Genomic DNA, 22286 nt, shown 5'->3' with positions numbered 1-22286 from the left:
ATGTCGTGTCTACAAATGCAATTGTCTATATGGTTCCCGGCGTGGCCATTTGTGCGTTGATCTATGGATTGATCCGCATCCGTTGGGTCCTATCGCAGGATCCAGGCACCGAACGTATGCAGGTGATCGGGAAATGGATTTCTGATGGAGCGATGGCGTTCCTGTCTCGTGAATATAAGAGTCTTGCTATCTTTGTAATCCTGGTGGCGATTCTATTGGGTTTTTCCAATGCTCAGGTGGGGGAGTCCCAGAATACCAACGGGCTCATTTCCTTGTCATTTGTCCTAGGAGCATTCTGTTCGGCTCTGGCTGGCTACATTGGGATGAAGTCGGCCACAGCCGCCAATATGCGCACGGCTGCTGCTGCCCGAACTGGCTTGAACGAAGCGTTGCAAGTAGCGTTCGCCGGTGGTTCGGTGATGGGACTGTCCGTAGTAGGGCTGGCACTGTTGGGGCTCGGCTCTCTGTTGATCCTCTTTCTCCGCATGTACCCCGAGGCGGTTCATGGCGGTGATCCTACGATGCTGGTGTTGAATTTGCTCTCCGGTTTTTCGCTGGGTGCTTCTTCAATTGCCTTATTTGCTCGAGTAGGTGGTGGCATCTTTACCAAGGCTGCAGATGTCGGTGCAGACCTTGTAGGCAAAGTTGAAGAGGGCATCCCTGAGGATCATCCCCTCAATCCAGCAACCATTGCCGACAATGTGGGCGACAACGTCGGAGACGTGGCCGGGATGGGGGCCGACCTTTTTGAATCTTATATTGGTGCCATTGTCTCCTCGATGATCTTGGGTTCGGCTTGGTTTGTGGGTTTAGAAGCTGCAAAGGAAGGGGCAGGACTCAACGCAATTTTGCTACCTCTCTTGGTGGCTGTCATTGGAGTTATTGCTTCGATCTTGGGTTTCTTCTTTGTCACGACGAAAGAAGGTGGGGATCCCCAAAAAGGGCTCAATCGGGGAACTTTTGCAGCAGGGATTCTCATGGTGATCGGCATGATTGGGGCCATCAAAATGATGGTGCCGGCCGCCGGCGTCACCGTGATCGACATCATCTCTGGCGAGAGAACTTACCAATGGTGGGGTATCGCCGCGGCGGTTATTTCTGGCTTGATTTCGGGTATTGTGATTGGGATGATAACCGAATGGTACACCGCCACAGAGCGCTCGCCCGTCGAGACGATCGTCAATTCCTCGCGAACTGGCCATGCAACGACCATTATTCAAGGGATCGCCGTTGGCATGAACTCGACGACGCTTCCCGTGCTGGTTATCAGCGGTGCAATTCTGATCGCTTTCCATTTTGCAGGTCTCTATGGAATCGCGATGGCCGCCCTGGGGATGCTTTCCACGATCGCGATTCAATTGGCGACCGACGCTTATGGCCCGATTGCTGATAACGCTGGCGGCGTCGCCGAGATGTCTCGACTGGGACGTGACGTGCGTGCCCGCACCGACAAGCTCGATGCGGTAGGCAATACTACCGCTGCCATCGGCAAGGGTTTTGCCATCGGCTCGGCTGCGTTGACGGCATTGAGTCTCACCGCCGCGTTTCTCACGAAGATGCAAGGCGAGGTCAACATCGATGCCGCGAACCCCTACGTGTTGGTGGGGTTGTTGATCGGTTGCATGCTGCCGTTTCGGTTTTCCGCGATGGCAATGCTCGCCGTTGGAAACGCTGCTCAGGACATGATTCAGGAAGTTCGCCGCCAATTCAACGAGATTCCCGAACTTCGCCCGGCACTCGCTGCAGCTAATCGTGCAGAAAGCGAAGAGCGCGATCCAACTCCCGAAGAGGCCAAGATTATTCGCGCTGCCGATGGCAAAGCAGACTATTCCCATTGTGTCGAGATTGCCACCGGGGCCGCCATCAAGAAAATGATGGCCCCCGGCATTATGGCTGTGCTGGCTCCGATCGTTATCGGTTTTATCTCGCCGGACATGCTCGGTGGACTGCTCGTGGGAGTCACGATTTCAGGCGTATGTCTCGCCATTTTCTTGTCGAATTCAGGCGGAGCCTGGGACAATGCCAAGAAACAGGTCAAAGATGAGGGCCACGAAAAATGGGGTCATGAACATGATGAGATGCACAAGGCAACGGTCACTGGCGATACTGTGGGCGATCCGTTCAAAGACACCGCTGGTCCCTCGCTGAACATTCTCATCAAACTGATCAGCGTGGTGGCAATGATTATTGCCCCTGTGCTCTATGCATTTCATTTTGGTTGATCTGTTTTTGCAGCTAATCCTCTCAAATTCGACTCGGCAAACCCAGCCTGCCGGCCTTGCAGTATTGGGCCAAACTCATAGAATAAATAGAGACTTTCCGCTTTGCGGATAGGCCATCGGGAGAGGTGGCAGAGTGGTCGAATGCGCCGGTTTGCTAAATCGGTGACCGGTTTACGCTGGTCCGCAGGTTCAAATCCTGTCCTCTCCGCTTTCTGCCAAAGGGTGGGCACTGCCCACCCTACGCTAGCATTTGTCTACCTGCTAGCAAGGCTGTAATTCTGCCTTTCTTTGAAGTCGCTCCGCCACGCGTTCCGAACTCTCTTATAGCGATACGCCATCGTCTGACTGCCGCTCTGCGCAGTTTGCGAAGTCTCTCGCTCACGCTTTTCCCAAGTCGATTGGGTGCAGTTCCAATCGCCCACTTTTCGCTCTTTACTAGCCATGCATTTCAGATCCGCTGAGATAATCCAGCGAGAACGTCGCCGATCGCAGATCGGCCCCGTTTCGTGGTGCGCGCTCACGGTCGGACTTCTGATATCAGTAATCGTGTTTCCAGGATGCAAGCCTTCGAAGTATCGGCAGATGGCAGATCGGGATGCCTACTGTTTAGAAGATGAAAAATCGGCCATGGCTGGTCTCTTGCCCCCCCACTACGGCGTTTATGCCGATCCTCGTTCTCGGATGTTCGATCCGAATAATCCTGATAATGAACCCATGCCCCCGGATGACCCTACGGCCAATCTGCTCATGCAGTGTATTGATGGCAAAAAAGGATCACCGAAATGGAAGCGGCTGCCGAAAACGCTATTCGTGGAAAATCCCGGCTGGCTCGAATCGGTACCAACCAATGAAGAAGGACAAGTTGTCTTGGATCTGAAGGGAGCGGTGGAAATGGCGCTCATCGATTCACCCCGCTACCAATCGGAAATAGAGGAACTCTATCTCTCGGCTCTGGACGTGAGTTTCGAACGGTTTCGGTTTGATTGCCAATTCTTTCAAGGGTCGAGCGTGTTTATCACAGCTGACGGTGAAAGGCGATCTGGGACAGGCAGTCCATCAACAATCTTTGAGGTGTCTCCACTTAGGCCAGGAAACAGCTTGCATGTCGAACGACTTACAGCCACCGGAGGCCAGTTGGTGGCGGGGCTTGCCAATTCTCTCGTCTGGCAGTTTGCAGGCAACGATGACTATTCCGGGAATACCCTGCTAGACTTCACTTTTGTGCAGCCACTGCTCCGCGCCGGGGGACGAACCAGGGTGTTGGAGCGTCTCACGATTTCCGAGCGGAACTTGCTGGGAAATGTCCGGGAGATGGCTCGATTTCGCAAAGCTTTCTATGTAAGCGTCGTCACGGGCGGTGATCCAGGGCAAGGTCCGTCACGTCGTGGTGGGTTTTTTGGTGGGAGTGGACTTCAAGGATTTACGGGTGTTGGTGGTGGCGGATTCGGTCGCGTCGGCGGTGGATTTGGCGGCGGAGGCGGAGGAGGTGGATTTACTGGGGGTGCGGGTGCACAAGGATCTGGTGGCTACTTGGGGTTGTTGCAGAACGAACAGGTCCTGAGCAATCAATACGCCAATGCCGTATCACTCAACGACAGTGTGCGCCAGTTGGAAGCCACCTACGAAGCGGGTCGGATTGATCGATTTCAAGTGGACCTTGCTCGCCAGGCTCTCTTCAATGCCCAAAGCCAATTGCTAACTGGACAAACACAATACCAGTCATTCTTGGAGAGTTTCCTTACGGGACTCGGATTACCCCCAGAGCTCAGGGTAAAGATTGATGATCCCATGATCGATCACCTTAGGTTGTTAGATCCCGAATTAGAAACGCTACGAGGTCGTGTGAGCGAAGTGCTCGACGAATTGCGACTCTTGCGGGACGCCCCTGAATTGATCGCCGCTGATCCCGACGAAGAACTCGTGGTTCCCAATCTTTTCGATGATCCGGCCAACGATACCGCAGCCAAACTTGAGGCACGATTGGTGCCTATCATGGAAGAGATTCGCCACATCGAAAAAACTACCACCGAGCGTCTGGCAGTTGTTCGAGAGGACTTTGCCAAGCTCTCCGAGATCCTTCCCGAACGTCGTCAGGCTCTAGAACGGCTAGCGACTCGACCGGAATTGGTGGAAGCCAGTGTCGAGATCGATATGTTCAGTGTCAAGAAACTCGACGAACGCGTAACGAAGCAGGTCGAAGATTTGGACGATCTGGAAGCACGACTCCTAAAGGTCAGCGATGATTTGGCCAAGTTTGTCGAAGAAGATCGCCCCGTGGATCGAGAAATGCTGGTGCAGTTTTCGAATGTTCTTACGGAGTTGTCGAGCCAACTCTTAGAACTCTCTCTAGCCCAAGCGGGTGCCCGACTGGAAACGATCAGCTTCGAACCAGTTGAACTCACGATGGAGCAGGCACTTGCGATCGCAGCTGAATATCGACTTGACTGGAAGAATGCGCGGGCCAATCTGGTGGATTCTTGGCGACTCATCTATTTCAATGCCAACGATTTGAGAAGCGATCTGAATGTGTTTTTTAGCGGTGACCTTTCCAATGTCGGAGACAACCCATTTCGTTTGCGCGGTACGAATGGGAGGCTACGTGCTGGATTTCAATTCGACAGCCCGCTCACGAGACTCGCAGAACGCAATATCTATCGTCAGTCGCTGATCGAGTACCAGCAGGCACGGCGAAGTTATTACCAGTATCGCGATGGTGTCTATCTGAATCTGAGAAATATCCTACGTCAGATCCATTTGAACGAACTCAATTTTGAGCTTCGCCGGGCGGCGGTCCATGTTGCCATCTCGCAGGTAGAGTTGACCCAATTGCGACTCTCTGAACCTCCCAAGCCGGGCGAAACCGCTGAGTTTGCGAATACAACTGCGCGAGACTTGGTTCAGGCCTTGGGAGACCTCTTGAACGTGCAGAACGATTTCTTAAGTGTCTGGATCAATTACGAAGTTCAGCGACTCAACCTCGAACTCGATCTGGGGGTGATGGAAGTCGATTCTTCCGGCTTGCGGATAGAGAATCCAGTGCCGCTGGAGACCTATTTAATCGGCTTGCCGTGCAATACCACGGATATGGGATTAGCTGCTGAGGGGAATGAGTGGTTTGGGACTTTTGAGTCGATGGATGGGGAAAGTCTGCCACCCGTCGAGCCACTTTCCGAAGAAATCAGCGAGGAAAGTGGATATCCCCACGTGGAGCCGTTACCCATTCCCAACGTCCAAGAATCAATTCCACGATAGTGCCCTGTTTTCAGGCCCGGCCACCTCTATAATGAAAGCTCCAGTGCGCAGGCCCTTCGCCTTTCCCCCGCCAGAGATTCCCTTCCGATAACTTCTGCAATAGGTTTGGTGACACATGAGATACATGTTCTCGCATGTCAAATTACCGACTACTCGACAAACGACGGGACGACTATCAGCGGAACCACTTTCCAATCCCATTCGTCAAGGTGGCATTCCTTTCCTGTTCTTATTTGTTTTGTTGCTGGGAGCGGCTGGAGCTGGAGGAACTTGGTGGTGGAAGGTACACGGTGTTCAAGAGGCAACGACGGATGCGATTCTCCACAATGTCGATCGACGCAACTTTACTCTGGATATCACCGAACGGGGTGAGATCAAAGCAGGGGGAGTCACAGAGGTCAAATCAGAAGTCAAAGCCAAGAATGCAGCCGGTATTGCAATTTTGAAAATTGTTCCCGAGGGTACCCAAGTCAAGGAAGGCGATTTTCTGGTGGAACTCGATTCTTCGATTCTCCAGGAAGAGCTAACCGTCCAGAAAATCAACTACAACACAGCCAAAGCAGCATTGGTCGAGGCCAAGAACCTCTACGAGACTTCCGTGATTGCCTTGCGTGAATACCTGGAAGGGACTTATGTCCAGGAACGTCAGGTCATCGAAAGCGAAGTATTCGTCGCGGAAGAGAATCTTAATCGTGCGCGAGAGTACTTTGCTTACAGCAAGAAACTGGCTACCAAGGGGTATGTCAACGATCTGCAACTTGAGGCGGATCGGTTTGCAGTCGAAAAATCGCAAAAGGAACTAGACGCTGCCAAAACCAAGCTAAACGTAATCGACGAGTTCACCAAGGCCAAGATGGTCAAACAACTCGAGAGTGACATCGCCACGAATGAAGCCAAATGGGACTCTGCCCAAAATAGCTTCGATCTGGAGGTGACCAAGTTAGCAGATGTCCAGGACCAGATTGCTAAGTGCACGATCATTTCGCCACGCGAAGGGACAGTGGTTTATGCTCACGAGCGGGATCGCGGTGGCGATAGCTCGTTTATTGTCCAAGAAGGTGCCATCATTCGTGAACGACAAACGATTATCAATCTGCCGATTCCCGACTCGATGGAGGTTGAGCTGACAATTAACGAATCGCTCATTCAATTCATGGAAGTTGGAATGCCTGCCCGGATCACTCCTGTCGGATTTGGAGACCGTGTCCTGAAGGGGGAAGTGAAAAAGATCAACCAGTTTGCGGAACCCACAGGCTGGCGTAAGGCAAACGTCAAAGACTACAAAGCCACGGTCGAAATATTGTCGCCACAAACTGGATTGAGGTCTGGAATGACGGCATCTGTCACGATTAAATGTAAGGAAATCGACGATGCCTTACAGGTCCCAGTGCAATCGGTTTATGCCCACGGCGACAAGAATTACTGCTTTACTTTTGATGGGGGCAAATGGCAAGTGCGTCCTGTGGTCTGTGGTCCCACCAACGATAAGTTTTACGTGATCGAACAGGGATTAGATGAAGGGGAGCAAGTCGCCATGAATCCTCGCAGATATCTGGAGCAGGTGGCATTGCCGAAGATCGCGCCTGAGCGCGAACAACGGGCTGTTGCCCAAGGTCCGCCGGTTGAATCCGACGAAACCTTGGCGACGGACTCCAGCGAATCCCAGCCTGAGACCAAAACCACACCCTCCGCGGGAAGTTGATTCAACCCTCGCCTTCGTAATTCACCCCTCCCAGGTTTGCCCACCGTGTTCGCGGGAAATTCACTCGCTGCCAGTATCTCCTCGCTCCGCAAAGACTATGTGCTCAGCGGCGAAACGGTCCACGCCTTGCGGGGCGTATCGTTCGACGTTCCCGAGGGGGACTTCGTCTCGATCATGGGGCCATCAGGATCAGGGAAGAGTACGCTCCTGAATTTACTAGGTTGTCTCGACCGTCCTACTTCAGGCAACTTCTTGCTCGGCGGTGACGATGTTGCGAAAATGAATGACGATCAACTGGCCGAGACTCGCGCCCGCCGGATCGGTTTTGTGTTTCAATCCTATAATTTGCTCCCGGCCCTCTCCGTAGTCGAGAATATCGAGGTGCCACTCTATTACGGTGGGCAACTCAATGCCGAGACACGGGCCAGGTCATTGGAACTAGCCCACATGGTGGGGCTGGAGTCTCGCTTGGGACACAGGCCTGCGCAGCTCTCCGGTGGACAACAGCAACGCGTCGCGATTGCCCGCAGTTTGGTGAATGATCCCAAATTCATTCTGGCTGACGAGCCGACGGGGAATCTTGATTCCAAAACGACCGAGGAGATTCTCGATCTGCTGCAGCGTCTCAACGACGAAGGCCGCACTATTATCATGGTGACCCACGAGCCCGACGTCGCCGAGTTGACCCGGCGGACGATCGTGCTGCACGATGGTGAGCTGCAATCGGATGAGAGGCGCTAGTCATGTCGATGTGGTGGCGGACAATTCAGCTCAGCATCAAAAGCGTACTTTTGCATCCGCTGCGATCGGCATTGACCGTGCTGGGTATCTTCATCGGCGTGGCGAGCGTTATTTGGTTGCTCGCAATGGGGGAGGGAATCGGCAAGGCGGCACAAGAGCAAATCGCCAGTTTGGGAGCCCTAAACATCATCGTGCGTACCGTCAAACCCTCGACCGACGATGTTGAGGACGGCAGCTACGGCCTCACCCGCAGTGACTATGTTCGACTTGTGGCAACGATTCCCACGATCACCAAAGCCTTGCCAATCCGGGTGTTAGCGCAGGAGTTCCGCAACCATACCCGCAGTTTTGAGGGGAGGCTGGTGGGCTGCACCCCCGACTATGCTGAAGTCACACGATTGAGACTCGATCATGGGCGATTTCTTTCTGATGCGGATCTCGATCGGGAACGCAACTATTGTGCCTTGTCACACGAGTCCGCCGACCGTTTGTTCCCTTCCGGCAATGCAGTTGGCAACGATATCATGGTCGACGATCAGTTCTACACCGTGGTGGGAGTCATGAAACCACGGGCGCCATCAGCGGGAATCGGCGGTTCATTGGCGGCGGAAGATTATTCGCGCGATGTGTATGTGCCGATCACAACCCTTTGGCGGCGAATCGGCGACATGATCGTTGTCACCAAACCGGGCCAGTTCCAACGCGATTGGGTGGAGGTCTCCCAAATTACCTTACAGGTCGAGAATCGAGACGACGTGCTAAGAACAGCCGATCTGGTCCGCACAACCATCGAGAATGAACATACGTTTGCTGACTATGGCGTGACAGTACCACTGGAACTGTTACAACAGGCAGAAACAACCCGCTTAATGTTTATACTTTTTCTCGGTTTGATCGCAGCAATTTCACTGATCGTGGGTGGCATCGGCATCATGAATATCATGCTTGCCACGGTGACCGAGCGAACCCATGAAATCGGCATCCGCCGTGCGCTGGGGGCCAAGCGACAGGATATCACGCGCCAGTTCCTGATCGAGAGCACCGTACTCTCGTTGGCAGGAGGTCTTTCAGGCGTGATCGGCGGACTTTTCTGCCGACCGCTGACGCTCTTTATGCGTGACCAATTGGAGCGTTGGTTTCCTGAGCAAATGTCAACTTTGCCAGATTTGATCCGCACGATGGAGCCCCAATTGGTGAGCTGGTCGATACCACTGGCGTTTGTGATCTCGCTAGGAGTCGGAATCGTGTTCGGCGTCTATCCGGCGTTGCGGGCAGCGCAACTGGATCCAATTGAAGCGCTGCGGCATGAGTGAGCGGAGGAACGCGCTCTGCTATGCTGGCGCTCCGTAGACGCCGCTAACAAGAAGTTTTATGTGATGCTGGTACTACGTCACTACAATCCGAATGACGCGGTTGCGTTGTTCGATCTATTTCTGCATACCGTCCGTGAGATTAATTCTGCGGATTACGATCCAGTCCAAATTAGTGCTTGGGCGTCAGAGGAGATCGAGTTTCAGCAGTGGCAGCAGCGGTTCGTCGGGCGATTTGCCTATGTTGCGTACTTGGATGACCAAATTGTCGGATTCGCGGATATGACTACCGAGGGATATTTGGATCGCCTTTTCGTTTCATCTCAACACCAGCGGCAAGGGATTGCGAAGGCGTTGCTGGCAAAACTGAAGGCTGATGCGAGCGAGTCCAGTCTCTCCGAAATCATTACCGAGGCGAGTATCACGGCGAAGCCGTTCTTTGAGGCAAGTGGGTTTGTGAATGTGCGAGCGCAAACGGTCGAACTTCGCGGTGTGGAGTTCCTCAATTATCGGATGGCGATCAGAGTCCAATAGCGACGCGGGAACTGAGAGCGGCAACGCAGACGCATTAGAGAGGACGCGCTCTGCTGCGCTGAGGATCCGCATCGCGGCTAACAAAGTGATGCGGGTTATTCGCCTTCGTCGAGTTGGGCCAGAATTCGGGTCAACGTGTTGGGGTGGACACCCAGAAGTTCAGCGGCACGGCCTTTGTGACCGCTGGTCGTTCGAAGTGCTTGTTCTACGGCAACCTCGCGAAGTCTTCCCAAGTTGGTGAAGGGGAGGTTCAGGTTGCGACCTGGGATTTCAGGCGTGCCTGGCAGTATTGGTTCGCACTGCAAGACGTAGCTCTGTTCGATCACGTAGCCGAGTTGCCGCACGTTGCCGGGCCAGCGATATTCGCAAAATTTGCGGAGCGTTTCTGGACTCGGCTCCCAGACGGGCTGGTCGTAGCGCGCGGCGTACTTCTTGGAGAAGTAGTCAATAAAGCTAGGGATGTCTTCGACGCGGTCTCGCAAAGGTGGCATCCGTAATTCGACCAAGTTGAGTCGATAATAGAGATCTTCACGGAAGCGGCCTTCTTCGACGTCGCGTTCCAGGTTTCGGTTGGTGGCTGTGACGACTTGCACGTCGACATTTTGGGGACGCGAAGAACCCACCGGCGTGACCTCTCCCTCTTGCAACACGCGGAGCAATTTGGGTTGAAGCTCCAGCGGCATGTCGCCGACTTCGTCTAGAAATACGACGCCGCCGTGAGCGGAACGAAAGACACCTAAGCTTTCGCCAGCAGCGCCAGTAAACGCACCCTTTTCATGACCGAACAGTTGGCTCTCTGCCAACGTGGGCGTCAGTGCAGCGCAGTTGACAGGGAGGAAGGGTTTTTGGCTTCTAGGGCCCAGGCGGTGTAGCATCCGCGCCCAGACTTCTTTACCAGTACCTGTTTCACCGGTAATTAAGACAGTGCATTCCACCTGCGCAGCGCGCTCGGTGTGATGTGCAATGCGATTGATAGAAGGATCTTGCCCCAAGAGGAGGCTGTCTGGATTCTCAGGCGAAAGTGCAGCCAAAGACTCCAAAGAAGTAGAAGAATACGTAATTGCCATTTCTCGCTCCAGGACAGACGTTTTGCGACGTCCGCCTCAGAATTTGCCCCACGGATTTTCCCCGCTGTTCTTGCAAAGAAATTCCGTTTGTAAAGTCAAGTCACTGGCGACCCAGCCCATGAAACGTTAGAGGAAGTAGATACTCGAACACTATTTAGGAGAAGTCAGGAGATATCGCTCTCCCAGATCTCATCCCGTCATTATAAGCTCATTAGGACGATTGCACAAAGATTTTTCTTCCGAGAATTGAAATTAGTTAGGAAAGAAGCAGGGCTGGCAAGTCAGTGCTCCAAGAGACGTAACCCCTTTTTGTCTAAGCACTTAGAATTCTTGCCGAGAAAGGTCTCCAGACCTTTTGACAGGAACAACCGTATCAATCAAGAATTGCCGCAGAATCGGTCACTCTTGTCTGTTTGCCCTAGTGACAACATTCAAGCTGCCGCGCTGGCCAAAGTTGCGTCCGCCTGAGCGATTACGGAGATGCCCATGCGGCGGGCTGATCGTAAGAATTCGGGGCGTTCGAGCAAGATTGTTTTCTCGGACTCGATGGCCAAGACACCTCCCCCCGCCGCAGCGATCGACTCGAGTGTCTTGATTCCCACGGTGGGAACGTCAAATCGCATATCTTGGTGGGGCTTAGCGACTTTCACGACCGTAATCCCACCCCCACCGCACAATTCACCGGCGCGGCGAATACAAAGATCGGTTCCTTCGATCGCCTCCACGGCAATGACGGTTTGGTTCTTGATGCAAATGGTCTGACCAACGTCGAGACCTCCCATCGTCTTGGCGATTTGCCAACCGAATGAGACATCTTTGAGTTGTTTGCTCGTAAGCGGTTTTCCTGCGACATGTCCGGACTTCACAAGTAGCTCCGGTGCAAATTTCGTGGTGGGTTGGAAGTCGATTCCGTATCTGGCAAAGGCTTCGACGATTGTAGAAAGTAGCGTGTCATCTTTGCGATCCGACTTGCCCCAAATCAGTTGCGGAGAAAATGCCTTGATGCATGTCCAGTCGGGACGATGCTTGAGCCACCAACCTGGTTGGTAGAGAAGTACCTTATGTACCTTGCCGGCCATGATCGCCTCGCGGACTCCCCAACGTTTGAAGAGGCGGATCGCGCGGCCAATGCCACCCAATCCGATCCAGTCGAAGTGTTGACAAAGGTCGGCCAGGCGAGGATCGGCGTGATCGTGAATTCCAACGCCAGCAACGTGGTGACCTTGGGATTGCAATGCCTCAGCAACGGCACGCGGATAACTACCCCAACCAGCCAGCAGGCCGATGGGTCGATCCGAATCGTTCAGTGAGTCGGCTTTCTTGTTGAGGGATAATCGCATGTTGAGTGATAAGCAATCTGGCCATTGTCGCACGACTCGCCGAGTCGTGCTACTCTATGCGGCTTGTTCGCCTAGTTGCTCCTCGTTGTCCGCTACGAGTTGCTCTTGTAGCTTGGCCAGTTGGTGTTGCAGTTGGCGGAAATCGCGTCGCATTTCGGGTAGCTTAGCGATGGCAGCCATTTGGAGTTTCTGTCGACGCAACGGAGTTGCGGGTTGACCAAGCATCACTTCGCCGGCGGAGACGCTATTGGGAACGCCAGCTTTGGAGCAGAGTACTGCCCCATCGCCAATGTGGACATGATCGCGCACCCCGACTTGGCCCGCCATCACCACACGATCTCCCGTGGTGGTGCTGCCTGCGATGCCTACCTGACTGCAAATAAGATTGTGCTGGCCAAGGCGACAGTTATGGGCAATCTGGACAAGATTGTCAATTTTTGTGCCCGCGCCAATGGTGGTGGCTCCGTAGGTCCCGCGGTCGATGGTGGCACAGGCGCCGATTTCGACGTCATCTTCGATTACCACATTGCCGAGTTGCGAGGCGAGGGTGTGCTGGCCATCAATTTCGCGATAGCCGAACCCGTAGGCACCAAGAACCGCACCCGCGTGAAGGATGACTCGATCTCCCACGTGAGTGTCTTCGTAGAGGACGACATTGGGAAATAGGGTGGTGCCTTTGCCGATGACGCAACCGGCCATGATCCGTGCGCCCGAGTGAACTATCGATCCGCTACCGATTATCACCTCGTCGCCAATGGTAGCTCCCGGATGGATTTGCACATCGCCTGCCAAACGTGCGGTGGGACTGATCCAGGCTGAGGGGCTCATCCCACAATTGCTACGCTTACGCAGAGGCCGAAAGTAAGTAACAATCTGGGCAAAAGCCGCATGGACGTCGGAGACGACGATCGTTGGTTTGGTACTCTCCGGGAAAACGGCGGGGACGATAGCTGCAACAGCAGGTGAATCCTCAAGTGCTGCAGCCCGATCTGAATTGTCGACCAAAGTGATCTCGCCAGCTTGGGCAACGTCGAGCGTTGCAAAGCCGTGTATCGGCGTGGTGCCAACGCCACGGAGCTGACCGGACACCAGCTGCGCCAATTCGGCCAAGGGGGTCGGCATATTGGAATCCTTTCCTGGAGTTTATCTCGCGTGCTACTCTGTCGGCAAATCAACAACAAGGGGCTGGAATAGTAGTCAGTTTTCGCCGTTACTAGCAAGAGCAGATCGTACGCTAGCACGACAAGCCGGCTTTGAACTTTCGCTCACTAGCTTCCGCTCGAATCACCTTCATTGCCTCGCACTAGTTTGAGCGCCTTATCGACGTTTTTTTGCAGTCGCAAGAACGACTTCAGATCCCCTCCACGGTCGGGATGCATCGTTTTCGCTTTCTCGCGATAGGCGGCCAGCACCTCCGCCTCAGTGCACGGCATTTTCAGATCGAAGGCTCGCAAACAGGCAGGTCTCTCAAGCAGAGCCCAGTAGGGGACTGTTGTCACAGCTCTCGAGACAATGACCAGAGAACGCCGCAGTGAGCGGAGCCAGCGGCGGAAATCTAGAACCATCACCACATAACCCAAGATCGGTATTCCCAGAATCACTGCCAGATAACTGGCCGTGATCGTGGCATCAATGCTGTCAGGCCACCGCGTGGTGCTCGTGGCAGACAGCATTAGTGCAGCGAAGTGGGACATAGGCCAATGAGCTGTTGGGAAGAAGTTAGTCCTTCTAATTTGCCCAACGAGGGGAGATTTGTCTATGGCCCATCACAAGTAGCGTCAGGATGCGACTAAATCGAGCCACGGATAACCAAGGTAAAACATGGAATAGGTCGGAATGCTGGCCTTCAAGTCGTGTCCAAAGGAACTGTGAATCTGCTATGCAATTGGTAGCACTGTGTCATACCAAGGCTGCATAGACTTCGTCGAACGCTGCTAGATCGACTGATTCCGTTGTCTGAGTTTCGTCGCTGGGGGAACAGTTCCACGAGGAATATCTAGGCTGAGTATTTCGAACCAACCGTTGCAGATTCGATTCGCTCTTCAGTGAGCTTGGGATAGGAGCTACTGTAAATTCATCTTTGAGAACCACATCAGGCCCGGAAATTGGGCGATCAGCAAACAATGCAGGCAGGCCAGCGGAGAGATTGGCAATGGATTCGATCGCCGCGTCGTTGGCTAACTGCTGAGAGCTAACAGCCAATTGATTCTCTCCGTACGTTGCCTGCCAGACTGCGAGATCATTGCCGTCGACAGCATGATTACTCGTGGCATCGCCGTCACTTTGCTGTACATCCCCCGTCTTGCCGTAGCCACGCAGCCAACTGAGAAAATCACGACCATCGACGTCGCCATCGGCATCGAAATCACCGTTGAGGGATCCTGCGGCGGGTTGTGATTCGTAGGCACCGATGTCGATGCGGCTCCCGACAACCCGGGCGAAGGGGGCTCCGCGTTGATCGAACTCGGGGAGACCATTCTGGCCGGGAACCAAAATATACAGCCCTGCATTAATCGCAGGACTGTCCGGCAGGAGCTCGTGGGTCAATATCATTCTTCCGTCGGGCAAAGTTGGCCCACCATTGTATGCAAGAGGGCCTAGGAATTCTGCGCCTAAGCCGATGATACTGAACTGCGCTGAGACGATCCCATACACATCTCTTGCCGTGTTACTCTTGTCGAAATTTCCGGCAATAATCGAATGATTAAGTTCATAGAGATTCTTGCTAAATAATCCACCGCCACTTCCAATTTCATCGCCATCGGCATCGGAGATGTTGTTCGTGACGGTGCTGTGTGCTAGCTCTTGATGGTATCCAAAGTGTATGAATAATCCCCCTCCTGAGCCGAAGGCCTTATTTCCACTTATCGTTGAATTGGCTACAGAGACATTTATTCCTGATATGCCGCCCCCATCACCATGAGTAAGATTGTTGCTGATGGTCGAGTTTCGGATGGAAGAAGTACCTTGTAACGAGGTTTCAGCATAGATGCCTCCTCCTCCCAGTAGTCCCGAAGTGTTTTCTACTATGACAGTGGTTTGAAGTTCCAATAGCCCGTTTCTAATGTTGATCCCACCTCCTTTACCTATTGCGGCATTGTTGAATATCGATGTGTTTGTCAAAAAACTGTGCCCTCCAGCTCCTATGCCGCCACCATCCCCTTTAGATGAGTTGCCACTGATCGTAGAATTATCGACCGTTAATCTTCCGTATAATTGCAATAAGCCACCTCCACCATGTTTATCGAAAGACAGAATATTCTCCTTGAGTGTACGATTGCCGGTAATCTTGCTATCGCCAATCGTCAAGTCCTTGCCGGAATAGATGCCTCCTCCCGATAATGTAGCGATATTGCCGAGAAAGCTAGAGTTTTTGATCGTGGCCGAATGCAAGCTATTGCCTCCGAGACTAATTCCCCCACCATAGTCGGCCTGATTATTTTCGAAGCTGGACTGCTCAATAGAAACGCTTGTGAACGTGCCAGAATAGATTGCCCCACCATGGAGAACAGCCGAGTTTTCGTGAAAGCTACTCGTATTGATTGATAGTTCTCCATCCCACGGAACGAAGTAAATCGCGCCACCTTGGCTTTTAGAGTTTACGTCCGCGTGATTGTCGACGAATAGAGAATCATGCACAGTCAAGTTGATTCCAGGGATTCGACGAGAAGAGTTGTCGACCCGGATTGCCCCACCTTGCGTAGCGCGATTATTATGAAAAACAGTTTCACTGACAGTCAAGTTCTCGCTCAAATGAATCGCCGAATCGGTAGCGCCAGTAAGGGTGACGCCGGCAATCTTCGTATCTATCAGATTTGCTGAGATCGTATCGTTAATTTCGAAGATGCTCCCTGGCAAACCACTCGTATCAATGGTCAGCAACTCCGCCCCCGGTCCGTTGATCGTGAGCGAATCGGTGATCTCTAATTGGCCCATAGTGAGAAGAATCGTTGCGGGTAATGGTCCAGCGGTGGCGGTGAGGAGGGGATCAAACTCGATCGTGTTCGCGCCTGCAATTTGATTAGCCAATTCAATGGCTTCGCGAAGTGAGAAATCGCCTGGGGAATAGTCGCCATCGCTTTCGTCGACGAGTGTGTCGACGACAAACGACTGGGCCTCAAAGGCACCGATGTCTATCCGCCCGCCAAAGACGCGAGTAAATGGTTCGCCGCGTTGGTCGAAGGCGGGGACATCCCAGCCCACTAAAGCAGGCTCGCCGGCATTGATGGCCGGGCTGCCGGGGAGGAGGGCGTGGGTCAGGGTTGGGCCGCCATTATCGGCCAACGGGCCGAGGAGGGGATCGATCACACCGTGGATGGGGCCGCCGATGAGGTTGCCGTTGGCATCGGGTGAACCAATGGGGGTTTCGGTGAGATTGTTTCCTGCGTTGGTGCCGATGAGACTGAATGAGATGTTGCGTGATTGCGTTGGCCAATGCAGATCAGAATCAGCATAAGTTGCTTCGTTGTTGGCGATAATGGAATGTTGAATCGAAGTGTGAATACCCACGACACCTCCTCCACGAGAATCATCACCAACTACTCGATTGCCAGTGATTGTACTGTGCGAAAGCGTGAGAGACGAAGCGAAAACACCGCCTCCCCGACTGCTGTATCCTTGCGCTTTATTCTCAGAGATAGTCGTATTGCTAATCTGAAGAGAACCCCTGGCATCTATCCCACCCCCAGCAGCAGATTGGCCTGTGGCTTTGTTGCCGCTTATCGTACTATTAACAATAGTTGAAAATGAATGAAGTGCCAGACCTCCACCATAAACAAACATTCCATAAACTGAGTTATTGGAAACAGCACTATAAAAAAGATCTAGATTTCCTAGGGAATAGATGCCGCCTCCAGATGCAATAGTGCTGTTCCCACTGATTGTGCTCGACTCGATTGTATTTAGACTTCCATGAGAGAAGAGACCGCCGCCTCTGGAGTGGGTACCAGTTGTACTGTTGTCAATTATCGAGCTTGAACTGATAGACAGACTTCCATGGTCAAAGTAAACGCCACCACCTGAAGCACGGTCCCCCGATGTCTTATTCCCAGAGATCAAAGAATCATGAATGGTGAGATTGCCTATCCAGTGGGCAATTCCACCACCTAGTGAGAAATTTCCAACAGTCTCATTATTAATTATGTGACTTCTCTCAAAGAATGTTTCTTTTTGACTACTGCTCAAAGAAGCTATACCCCCGCCGCGAGCATCATTTCCGTGGGTGCGATTTCCTTCTACAAGTGAGTCAACCAGAGTTATTGAAGTGGCATAGATTCCTCCACCACTGGCATTTAAGCCAGTAGTAAAGTTTCCGCTAATGATACTTTCGCGAATCTGCAGCTCATTATTAGAAATAATTGCCCCACCTCGGGAACGAAAGCCTGAAGTTGAGTTGTCTTGAAGTATGCTGTTATCGATAAAGACTCTCATTCCCCGAAGGGCACTAATCGCTCCGCCTCCTTCTTGGGCAAGAGTAGTTTTTCCATTCGTCATTGTCATGCCAACGAAAGCCACATCACCGGCCAAACCGTTCACACTGAAAATCCGCGACTGCTGCTGGGCATCAATCGTCAACAACTCCGCCCCTGACCCCGTGATAGTCAGCGAATCGGTGATCTCCAGTTCTCCCTGAGTCAGCAGGATCGTCGCGGGTCCGTCGTGGCCGAAGTCGAATTGGATTTCGTCTGCGCCGGGGACCGTGTTGACTGCGAAGATTGCTTCGCGCAGTGATGTGACGCCGTCGTTGAAGTCAACTACGTCCTGGTCGGTCGTGACGGTGAGCAAAGCGAGCAGGCGACGGTCTTCTAGTTGTTCGCAGTGCAGTGAGCGCGCATAGGGGGAGCGAATGAAGCTGCTGGTCTGCCGCGCGCGGCAGGTCTTCTGAAAGAGTGCCATGAGAAGTTCCTCCGAGGGAAAAAGAAGATAACAGAAATGAAAAATAAAATGATGGTCGCAGGGGAATGAAATACTGCGTACCGAGGTATCGGAAGAATGAGTGGGGGCTGTGTGTTGCTCAGAATGCAACAATCAACAAGGCAGGTTCTCGCCGGAATGACGGGAACGACTCTACTTGCCTGGAGGAAGAGAGCAAAAAAGACCATCGTCGCCTCAAGTTCCATGCCGCTCGCCCCTTGCGTCAAAACGCGTTTGAGCAGACGCTTAAGGTTGTAATCTAATTGTCGTAAGAATGCAAACTTATTTTCACAATTATGCGGAGAGAGTTGCCATGAAATGCTACGTATTCGTCCTATTTGCTTATTTCACATTGGTTTGCGGTTTGGGAACTACCTGGGCTGCTGACCAACCCGTGGATTTGAATGTCGGTGATTCAGCACCCGATTTCTCCGGCGCCGCGGATGACGATTCTGAGTTTAAGTCGACCGATGTTGTGGGCCAGAAAATACTGGTAGTCTATTTCTACCCTGCCGACATGACTAGTGGTTGTACGAAGCAGGCGTGCAGCTACCGCGACTCAATGCAGAGTTTTCGAGACCACGATGTGCGGGGTGCTCGGCGTTAGCGGCGACTCGGCCGAAAACCATCGGCATTTCAAAGAAGCACACAATCTTAACTTCACACTGCTTGCCGACCCCGATGGCAGTATCGCTAAGTCGTTTGGCGTGAAAACGGGCGATGGGGGTTCGTTCACCACCAATATTGGCGGCAAGGAAATCACGCTCGATCGTGGTGTGACAGCAAACCGTTGGACCTTTGTGATCGATAGAGATGGAAAGATCGTCTACAAGAACACTTCGGTCAATCCAACAGCGGATAGCGAAGAAGTGATGGCAGTGGTGGAGAAACTGGAGGGGGGAGAGGAGTAGGTAACTCGTTCCAAGGCTGCGCTTCTTTTTTCTTGAATTCATAATTGAGAGTTGCGAGGCAGCGCACGAGCAGGCGGTGCCTGGAATTCATTGCGTCACTAGGCAGAGCCTAGTGACGAGTTGGCTACTTTATCGAAATCTCTACGTTTCAATCCACAGGGTGAAACAGTCCCATCACTCGCGCCAGGACGCGGTCTACGAGTTTGGGGTGTACGTAGCGCAAGAGATTCATGCCGTGGGCATCGAGTCCGACGTGGTAGTGGACTCTTGGCCAACGTGCCTTGAGCACGCGGTGTATCACACGGGCGACGTCCTCTGGGGAGGTCCGCGATTTAGCGCCGCGTTCGTTGAATTCTGCAGCGCGCGTGTAGAATTCGCTATAAGTGGGGCACAATTCCGGGGGGATCTTGTCGCGGCGTTCTTCGATTTGCTGATGCGACTTGTGGAAAATCGGCGTTCGAACCTGGCCAGGGCGAATGAGGCTCAGCTTGATCCGCCAGGGGCGCAGTTCCACGCGCAGCGTGTCGTTAATTGCTTCAAGAGCGTGCTTGCTTGCTGAGTAGGCGCCCACCATGGGCAAGGCTTGCGTACCGTTCATCGAGGAGACATTGATGATGCGGCCGTGGGTTTGCCGAAGCATCGGTAGACAGTGCTGGATCATTCGCAGTGGTGCGACTACGTTGACCTCGAGAACCTTTCGCAGTTCGTCGGCAGTGGTTAGCTCGGTGGCTGCAGCTAAGGCGACGCCTGCATTGTTGACCAGGGCATAGAGTCCCTCTGGACAGGCTGCTTGAATCGTGGCAACAGCACTGGCGATTTGGTCTTCCTGGGTGACATCCAAAAGTATTGTGGTGAGACTCCCCTTCGATGCGTTCTCTAGCTCGGCGGCCTGCTGCTCACCACGGAGTCCCGCGAAAACGCGGAAACCTTTCTCGGCAAGCAAAAGGGCAGTCGCTCTGCCAATGCCTGTAGAGCAACCTGTAACGAAAACGGTGCGAGCAGGGGTGTTCATGTACACCGTGAGGAGATGCCAATACGAAGGGTAAGAAAGACGCTGTTCCAGGAGAGTAGTGTAGCAAAGGCTGGGCAAAAAACCAGATGCGCTATTCTCTGCGTTTAGGTGTTCCCGCTCGCAGATCGGCGGGGACTTGGGCGAGGGCTTCGTCGCCTAGTACGTAGGATCTGCCGATGAGTTCCACGTCGTGATTCACAAGATCGGGAAAGCGACTTCCGAGCAGCACTTCGACAGCAAAGATTTCCTGCACGGCGTCTTCGAATCGACAGAAAGCGACCGTTTGGCCCGTTTCGATGTTGATCACCCAGACGCCGCAGGTGCGTTCTTCCAATCGCTCTACCAAGGGGATGCCACTGAAAACGGCCGACTCGCGAACCTGTGAGAGTCCGATAAATGCCAGTGGTCCGAGAAAGGAGATGCCGCGTGTAAAGCCGGGGAGTTCAGCAACCTGTTCGTACTTGCCCGTGTCCAAGTCGACGGTGCCAAAAGTGCCATTGCCCGATTCTAGCAGCCAGAGTTTGTCGCGATACCAGCGAGGGGAATGGGGCATCGAAAGGCCACGTACGATGATCTCGTTCGAGTCGACATCGATCAAGAGCCCGCCGTCGCGTTTGTTATCGCGCCAACCGCCGGGGGTATTGGTTTCACCCAGAGCGGTGACATAGCGAATCCGTCCATCGCGGGTGGCCAGCCCATTGAGGTGGCAATAATCGCCGGGGACAAGTTCCGTGATAAACTTGGGCCGCCAGCGAGGCTCGAAACTGTTGAGCTCGCTGCGTGTGGCGAGACAACTAAAAGCCGTATTCACAAACCAGAGTTCATCATCCACCCAGGCCATTTCATGAATCTGCATGTCACCGGTGGTATGACTGCGGCGGGGCAGGAAGCAGGCGTCGTGCTGAAAGCCGGTTTCTTTGTTCTCTTCGTGATCATCAAGTCGCTGGCAAACAGCAGGCACATTGTGAAATTCCCAAATGTCGATGCTGCAACCAATGGCCAGCTTCCCGCCGTGAACCGCCAAGCCCATCGGTTTGAGGAAATTGCGGAAGTGAGTGTTGAGCACTCCCTTGTCGTTGCGCAATAGCACGAGTTTGCCCGCCTGGTAGGTGGTAACCAATAGCGAGAAGGCCCCTTCCGAAAAGATCTGAGGAAGGTTCGATGTGTGAACGCTACGCAACGGTGGCGGGGCATCCGGTGCGGTCTCAGGTTCGATGGCGCCGTTCGTATTAGAAGTGTCACTCATGGCGACATTGTAGCAAGCAATTCAACTCGCGGCGAACTTACTTTCTAGCCGTTGGCGGAAGCCAATGGTTGAATTTCCGACGAACCATCGGCTTCCGCCAACGGCTAGGAAGGAATCCTCATTTGCCTCGAACTCTAGGCGGCACCTTCGTGGGGATCGTTGAAGCGATGCGAAATTCGCTCACGAAGGGCAGCGAGTCTGGTTTCAGCGGATGTCTCAGGCACGGAATGAGGACCAGCGAGGCTCATTTCCATACCTTCGCCAAAGTAATGTTTGCGTGCCTCGGGATTTTGCAAAACTTCATTGGGTGTGCCATGGCAGAGGACCTGGCCAGCGCGGATGACATAGCTCCGGTCGGTGATTTGCAGTGTCTCGCGCACCTGATGGTCGGTGATAAGGATCGATATGCCCCGCGACCGCAAGTCGCGGATGATTTCTTGAATACTGGCAATCGTAACCGGGTCGATACCAGTGAAAGGTTCATCAAGGAGGATAATCTGAGGATCGGAAACCAGCGAGCGCGCGATCTCCAGGCGGCGACGTTCACCACCGGAGAGTTGGTGGGCCTTGCTGCGGCGTAGTTTAGTGATGCCGAACTGTTCGAGCAGCTCCTCACACCTCTTGCGGCGTGTCTTGCGGTCGATGCCGAGCATTTCCATCACGCCCAGGAGGTTGTTCTGAACCGAGAGTTTGCGGAAGACACTCGATTCTTGCGCCAAGTAGCCCATTCCTCCGTCGCGGGCGCGGCGATACATGGGCCATTCGGTCACTTCGTGCCCGCCCAGCATGACTTGGCCTGAATCGGGCTCAACCATACCGCAAGTCATGCGGAAAGAAGTCGTTTTACCTGCACCATTGGGACCCAGAAGTCCCACGATCTCGCCCCGCTCGACAGCAAAGTCGACACCATCAACCACGCGGCGCCGGCCGTAGCTTTTTACCAATCCACTTGCTCGCAGTAGTGACACGTTCGTCCTCCATGACGGGGGGAGTTAGTAGGTGAGTAAGTGAGTAAGTGAGTAAGTGAGTAAGTGTT

The 22286-nt window shown here is 53.4% G+C and carries 16 protein-coding genes and 1 tRNA gene; 9 read left to right on the top strand and 8 right to left on the bottom strand.

All coding sequences use genetic code 11. The features are described 5' to 3' along the window. Window positions 1-5: 5 nt before the first annotated feature. The 7 genes from Pr1d_RS10295 to Pr1d_RS10265 all read left to right on the top strand — a co-directional run bounded on the left by Pr1d_RS10295 (window position 6) and on the right by Pr1d_RS10265 (window position 9761). On the top strand, window positions 6-2222 hold the full coding sequence (locus tag Pr1d_RS10295) for a V-type H(+)-translocating pyrophosphatase (RefSeq protein WP_238476679.1): 2217 nt from the start codon (window positions 6-8) through the stop codon (window positions 2220-2222). Window positions 2223-2341: 119 nt separating this feature from the next. Next, window positions 2342-2430: transfer RNA gene (locus tag Pr1d_RS10290), tRNA-Ser, on the top strand. A 233-nt stretch (window positions 2431-2663) separates the two neighbouring features. Continuing rightward, a complete protein-coding gene (locus tag Pr1d_RS26025) occupies window positions 2664-5474 on the top strand; it encodes a TolC family protein (RefSeq protein WP_210417950.1) in 2811 nt (936 codons plus the stop codon). Between the two features lie 115 nt (window positions 5475-5589). After that, window positions 5590-7176, top strand: coding sequence for an efflux RND transporter periplasmic adaptor subunit (locus tag Pr1d_RS10280; RefSeq protein ID WP_148073445.1), 1587 nt, complete (start codon window positions 5590-5592; stop codon window positions 7174-7176). Between the two features lie 45 nt (window positions 7177-7221). Further along, on the top strand, window positions 7222-7917 hold the full coding sequence (locus Pr1d_RS10275) for an ABC transporter ATP-binding protein (protein WP_210417949.1): 696 nt from the start codon (window positions 7222-7224) through the stop codon (window positions 7915-7917). A 2-nt stretch (window positions 7918-7919) separates the two neighbouring features. Beyond that, the gene (locus tag Pr1d_RS10270; RefSeq protein ID WP_238476678.1) at window positions 7920-9230 is read left to right on the top strand and encodes an ABC transporter permease; all 1311 of its coding nucleotides are present in this window, start codon (window positions 7920-7922) and stop codon (window positions 9228-9230) included. A gap of 63 nt (window positions 9231-9293) precedes the next feature. Then, window positions 9294-9761: a GNAT family N-acetyltransferase gene (locus Pr1d_RS10265; protein WP_148073443.1), complete on the top strand. Its 468-nt coding sequence runs from the start codon at window positions 9294-9296 to the stop codon at window positions 9759-9761. 95 nt (window positions 9762-9856) lie between these two features. On the opposite strand, the gene Pr1d_RS10260 is transcribed toward Pr1d_RS10265, so the two are convergent. From Pr1d_RS10260 to Pr1d_RS10240, 5 genes are all read right to left on the bottom strand, one after another. Next, window positions 9857-10828, bottom strand: coding sequence for a sigma-54 interaction domain-containing protein (locus Pr1d_RS10260; RefSeq protein ID WP_148073442.1), 972 nt, complete (start codon window positions 10826-10828; stop codon window positions 9857-9859). Between the two features lie 431 nt (window positions 10829-11259). Continuing rightward, window positions 11260-12168 (bottom strand): LpxI family protein, encoded by a 909-nt coding sequence (locus Pr1d_RS10255; RefSeq protein WP_148073441.1) that lies wholly within the window; start codon window positions 12166-12168, stop codon window positions 11260-11262. 54 nt (window positions 12169-12222) lie between these two features. Beyond that, window positions 12223-13290 carry a UDP-3-O-(3-hydroxymyristoyl)glucosamine N-acyltransferase gene (lpxD, locus tag Pr1d_RS10250; protein ID WP_148073440.1) on the bottom strand — a complete coding sequence of 356 codons (1068 nt, stop codon included), beginning with the start codon at window positions 13288-13290 and terminating at the stop codon, window positions 12223-12225. A 146-nt stretch (window positions 13291-13436) separates the two neighbouring features. After that, on the bottom strand, window positions 13437-13862 hold the full coding sequence (locus tag Pr1d_RS10245) for a J domain-containing protein (RefSeq protein WP_148073439.1): 426 nt from the start codon (window positions 13860-13862) through the stop codon (window positions 13437-13439). 205 nt (window positions 13863-14067) lie between these two features. Beyond that, the gene (locus Pr1d_RS10240) at window positions 14068-18063 is read right to left on the bottom strand and encodes a choice-of-anchor Q domain-containing protein (RefSeq protein ID WP_148073438.1); all 3996 of its coding nucleotides are present in this window, start codon (window positions 18061-18063) and stop codon (window positions 14068-14070) included. Between the two features lie 331 nt (window positions 18064-18394). On the opposite strand from Pr1d_RS10240, the gene Pr1d_RS26470 reads away from it, so the two are divergent. Continuing rightward, on the top strand, window positions 18395-18688 hold the full coding sequence (locus tag Pr1d_RS26470) for a redoxin domain-containing protein (RefSeq protein ID WP_168205163.1): 294 nt from the start codon (window positions 18395-18397) through the stop codon (window positions 18686-18688). Further along, complete coding sequence (locus Pr1d_RS26465; RefSeq protein WP_148073436.1) at window positions 18666-18992, top strand: redoxin domain-containing protein; 327 nt, start codon at window positions 18666-18668, stop codon at window positions 18990-18992. Before Pr1d_RS26470 ends, Pr1d_RS26465 begins: the two co-directional genes overlap by 23 nt. 148 nt (window positions 18993-19140) lie before the next feature. Here the strand turns inward: Pr1d_RS26465 and Pr1d_RS10225 are convergent, their stop codons facing one another. The 3 genes from Pr1d_RS10225 to lptB all read right to left on the bottom strand — a co-directional run bounded on the left by Pr1d_RS10225 (window position 19141) and on the right by lptB (window position 22218). After that, window positions 19141-20004 carry an SDR family oxidoreductase gene (locus tag Pr1d_RS10225; protein ID WP_148073435.1) on the bottom strand — a complete coding sequence of 288 codons (864 nt, stop codon included), beginning with the start codon at window positions 20002-20004 and terminating at the stop codon, window positions 19141-19143. Between the two features lie 91 nt (window positions 20005-20095). After that, window positions 20096-21250 (bottom strand): TIGR03032 family protein, encoded by a 1155-nt coding sequence (locus Pr1d_RS10220; RefSeq protein ID WP_148073434.1) that lies wholly within the window; start codon window positions 21248-21250, stop codon window positions 20096-20098. 134 nt (window positions 21251-21384) lie between these two features. Next, complete coding sequence (lptB, locus tag Pr1d_RS10215) at window positions 21385-22218, bottom strand: LPS export ABC transporter ATP-binding protein (RefSeq protein ID WP_148073433.1); 834 nt, start codon at window positions 22216-22218, stop codon at window positions 21385-21387. Between the last annotated feature and the right edge of the window lie 68 nt (window positions 22219-22286).

This window comes from Bythopirellula goksoeyrii (genome assembly GCF_008065115.1).
GTDB classification, from domain to species: Bacteria; Planctomycetota; Planctomycetia; order Pirellulales; family Lacipirellulaceae; genus Bythopirellula; species Bythopirellula goksoeyrii.
This window is presented reverse-complemented; position numbering and strand designations above follow the sequence as displayed.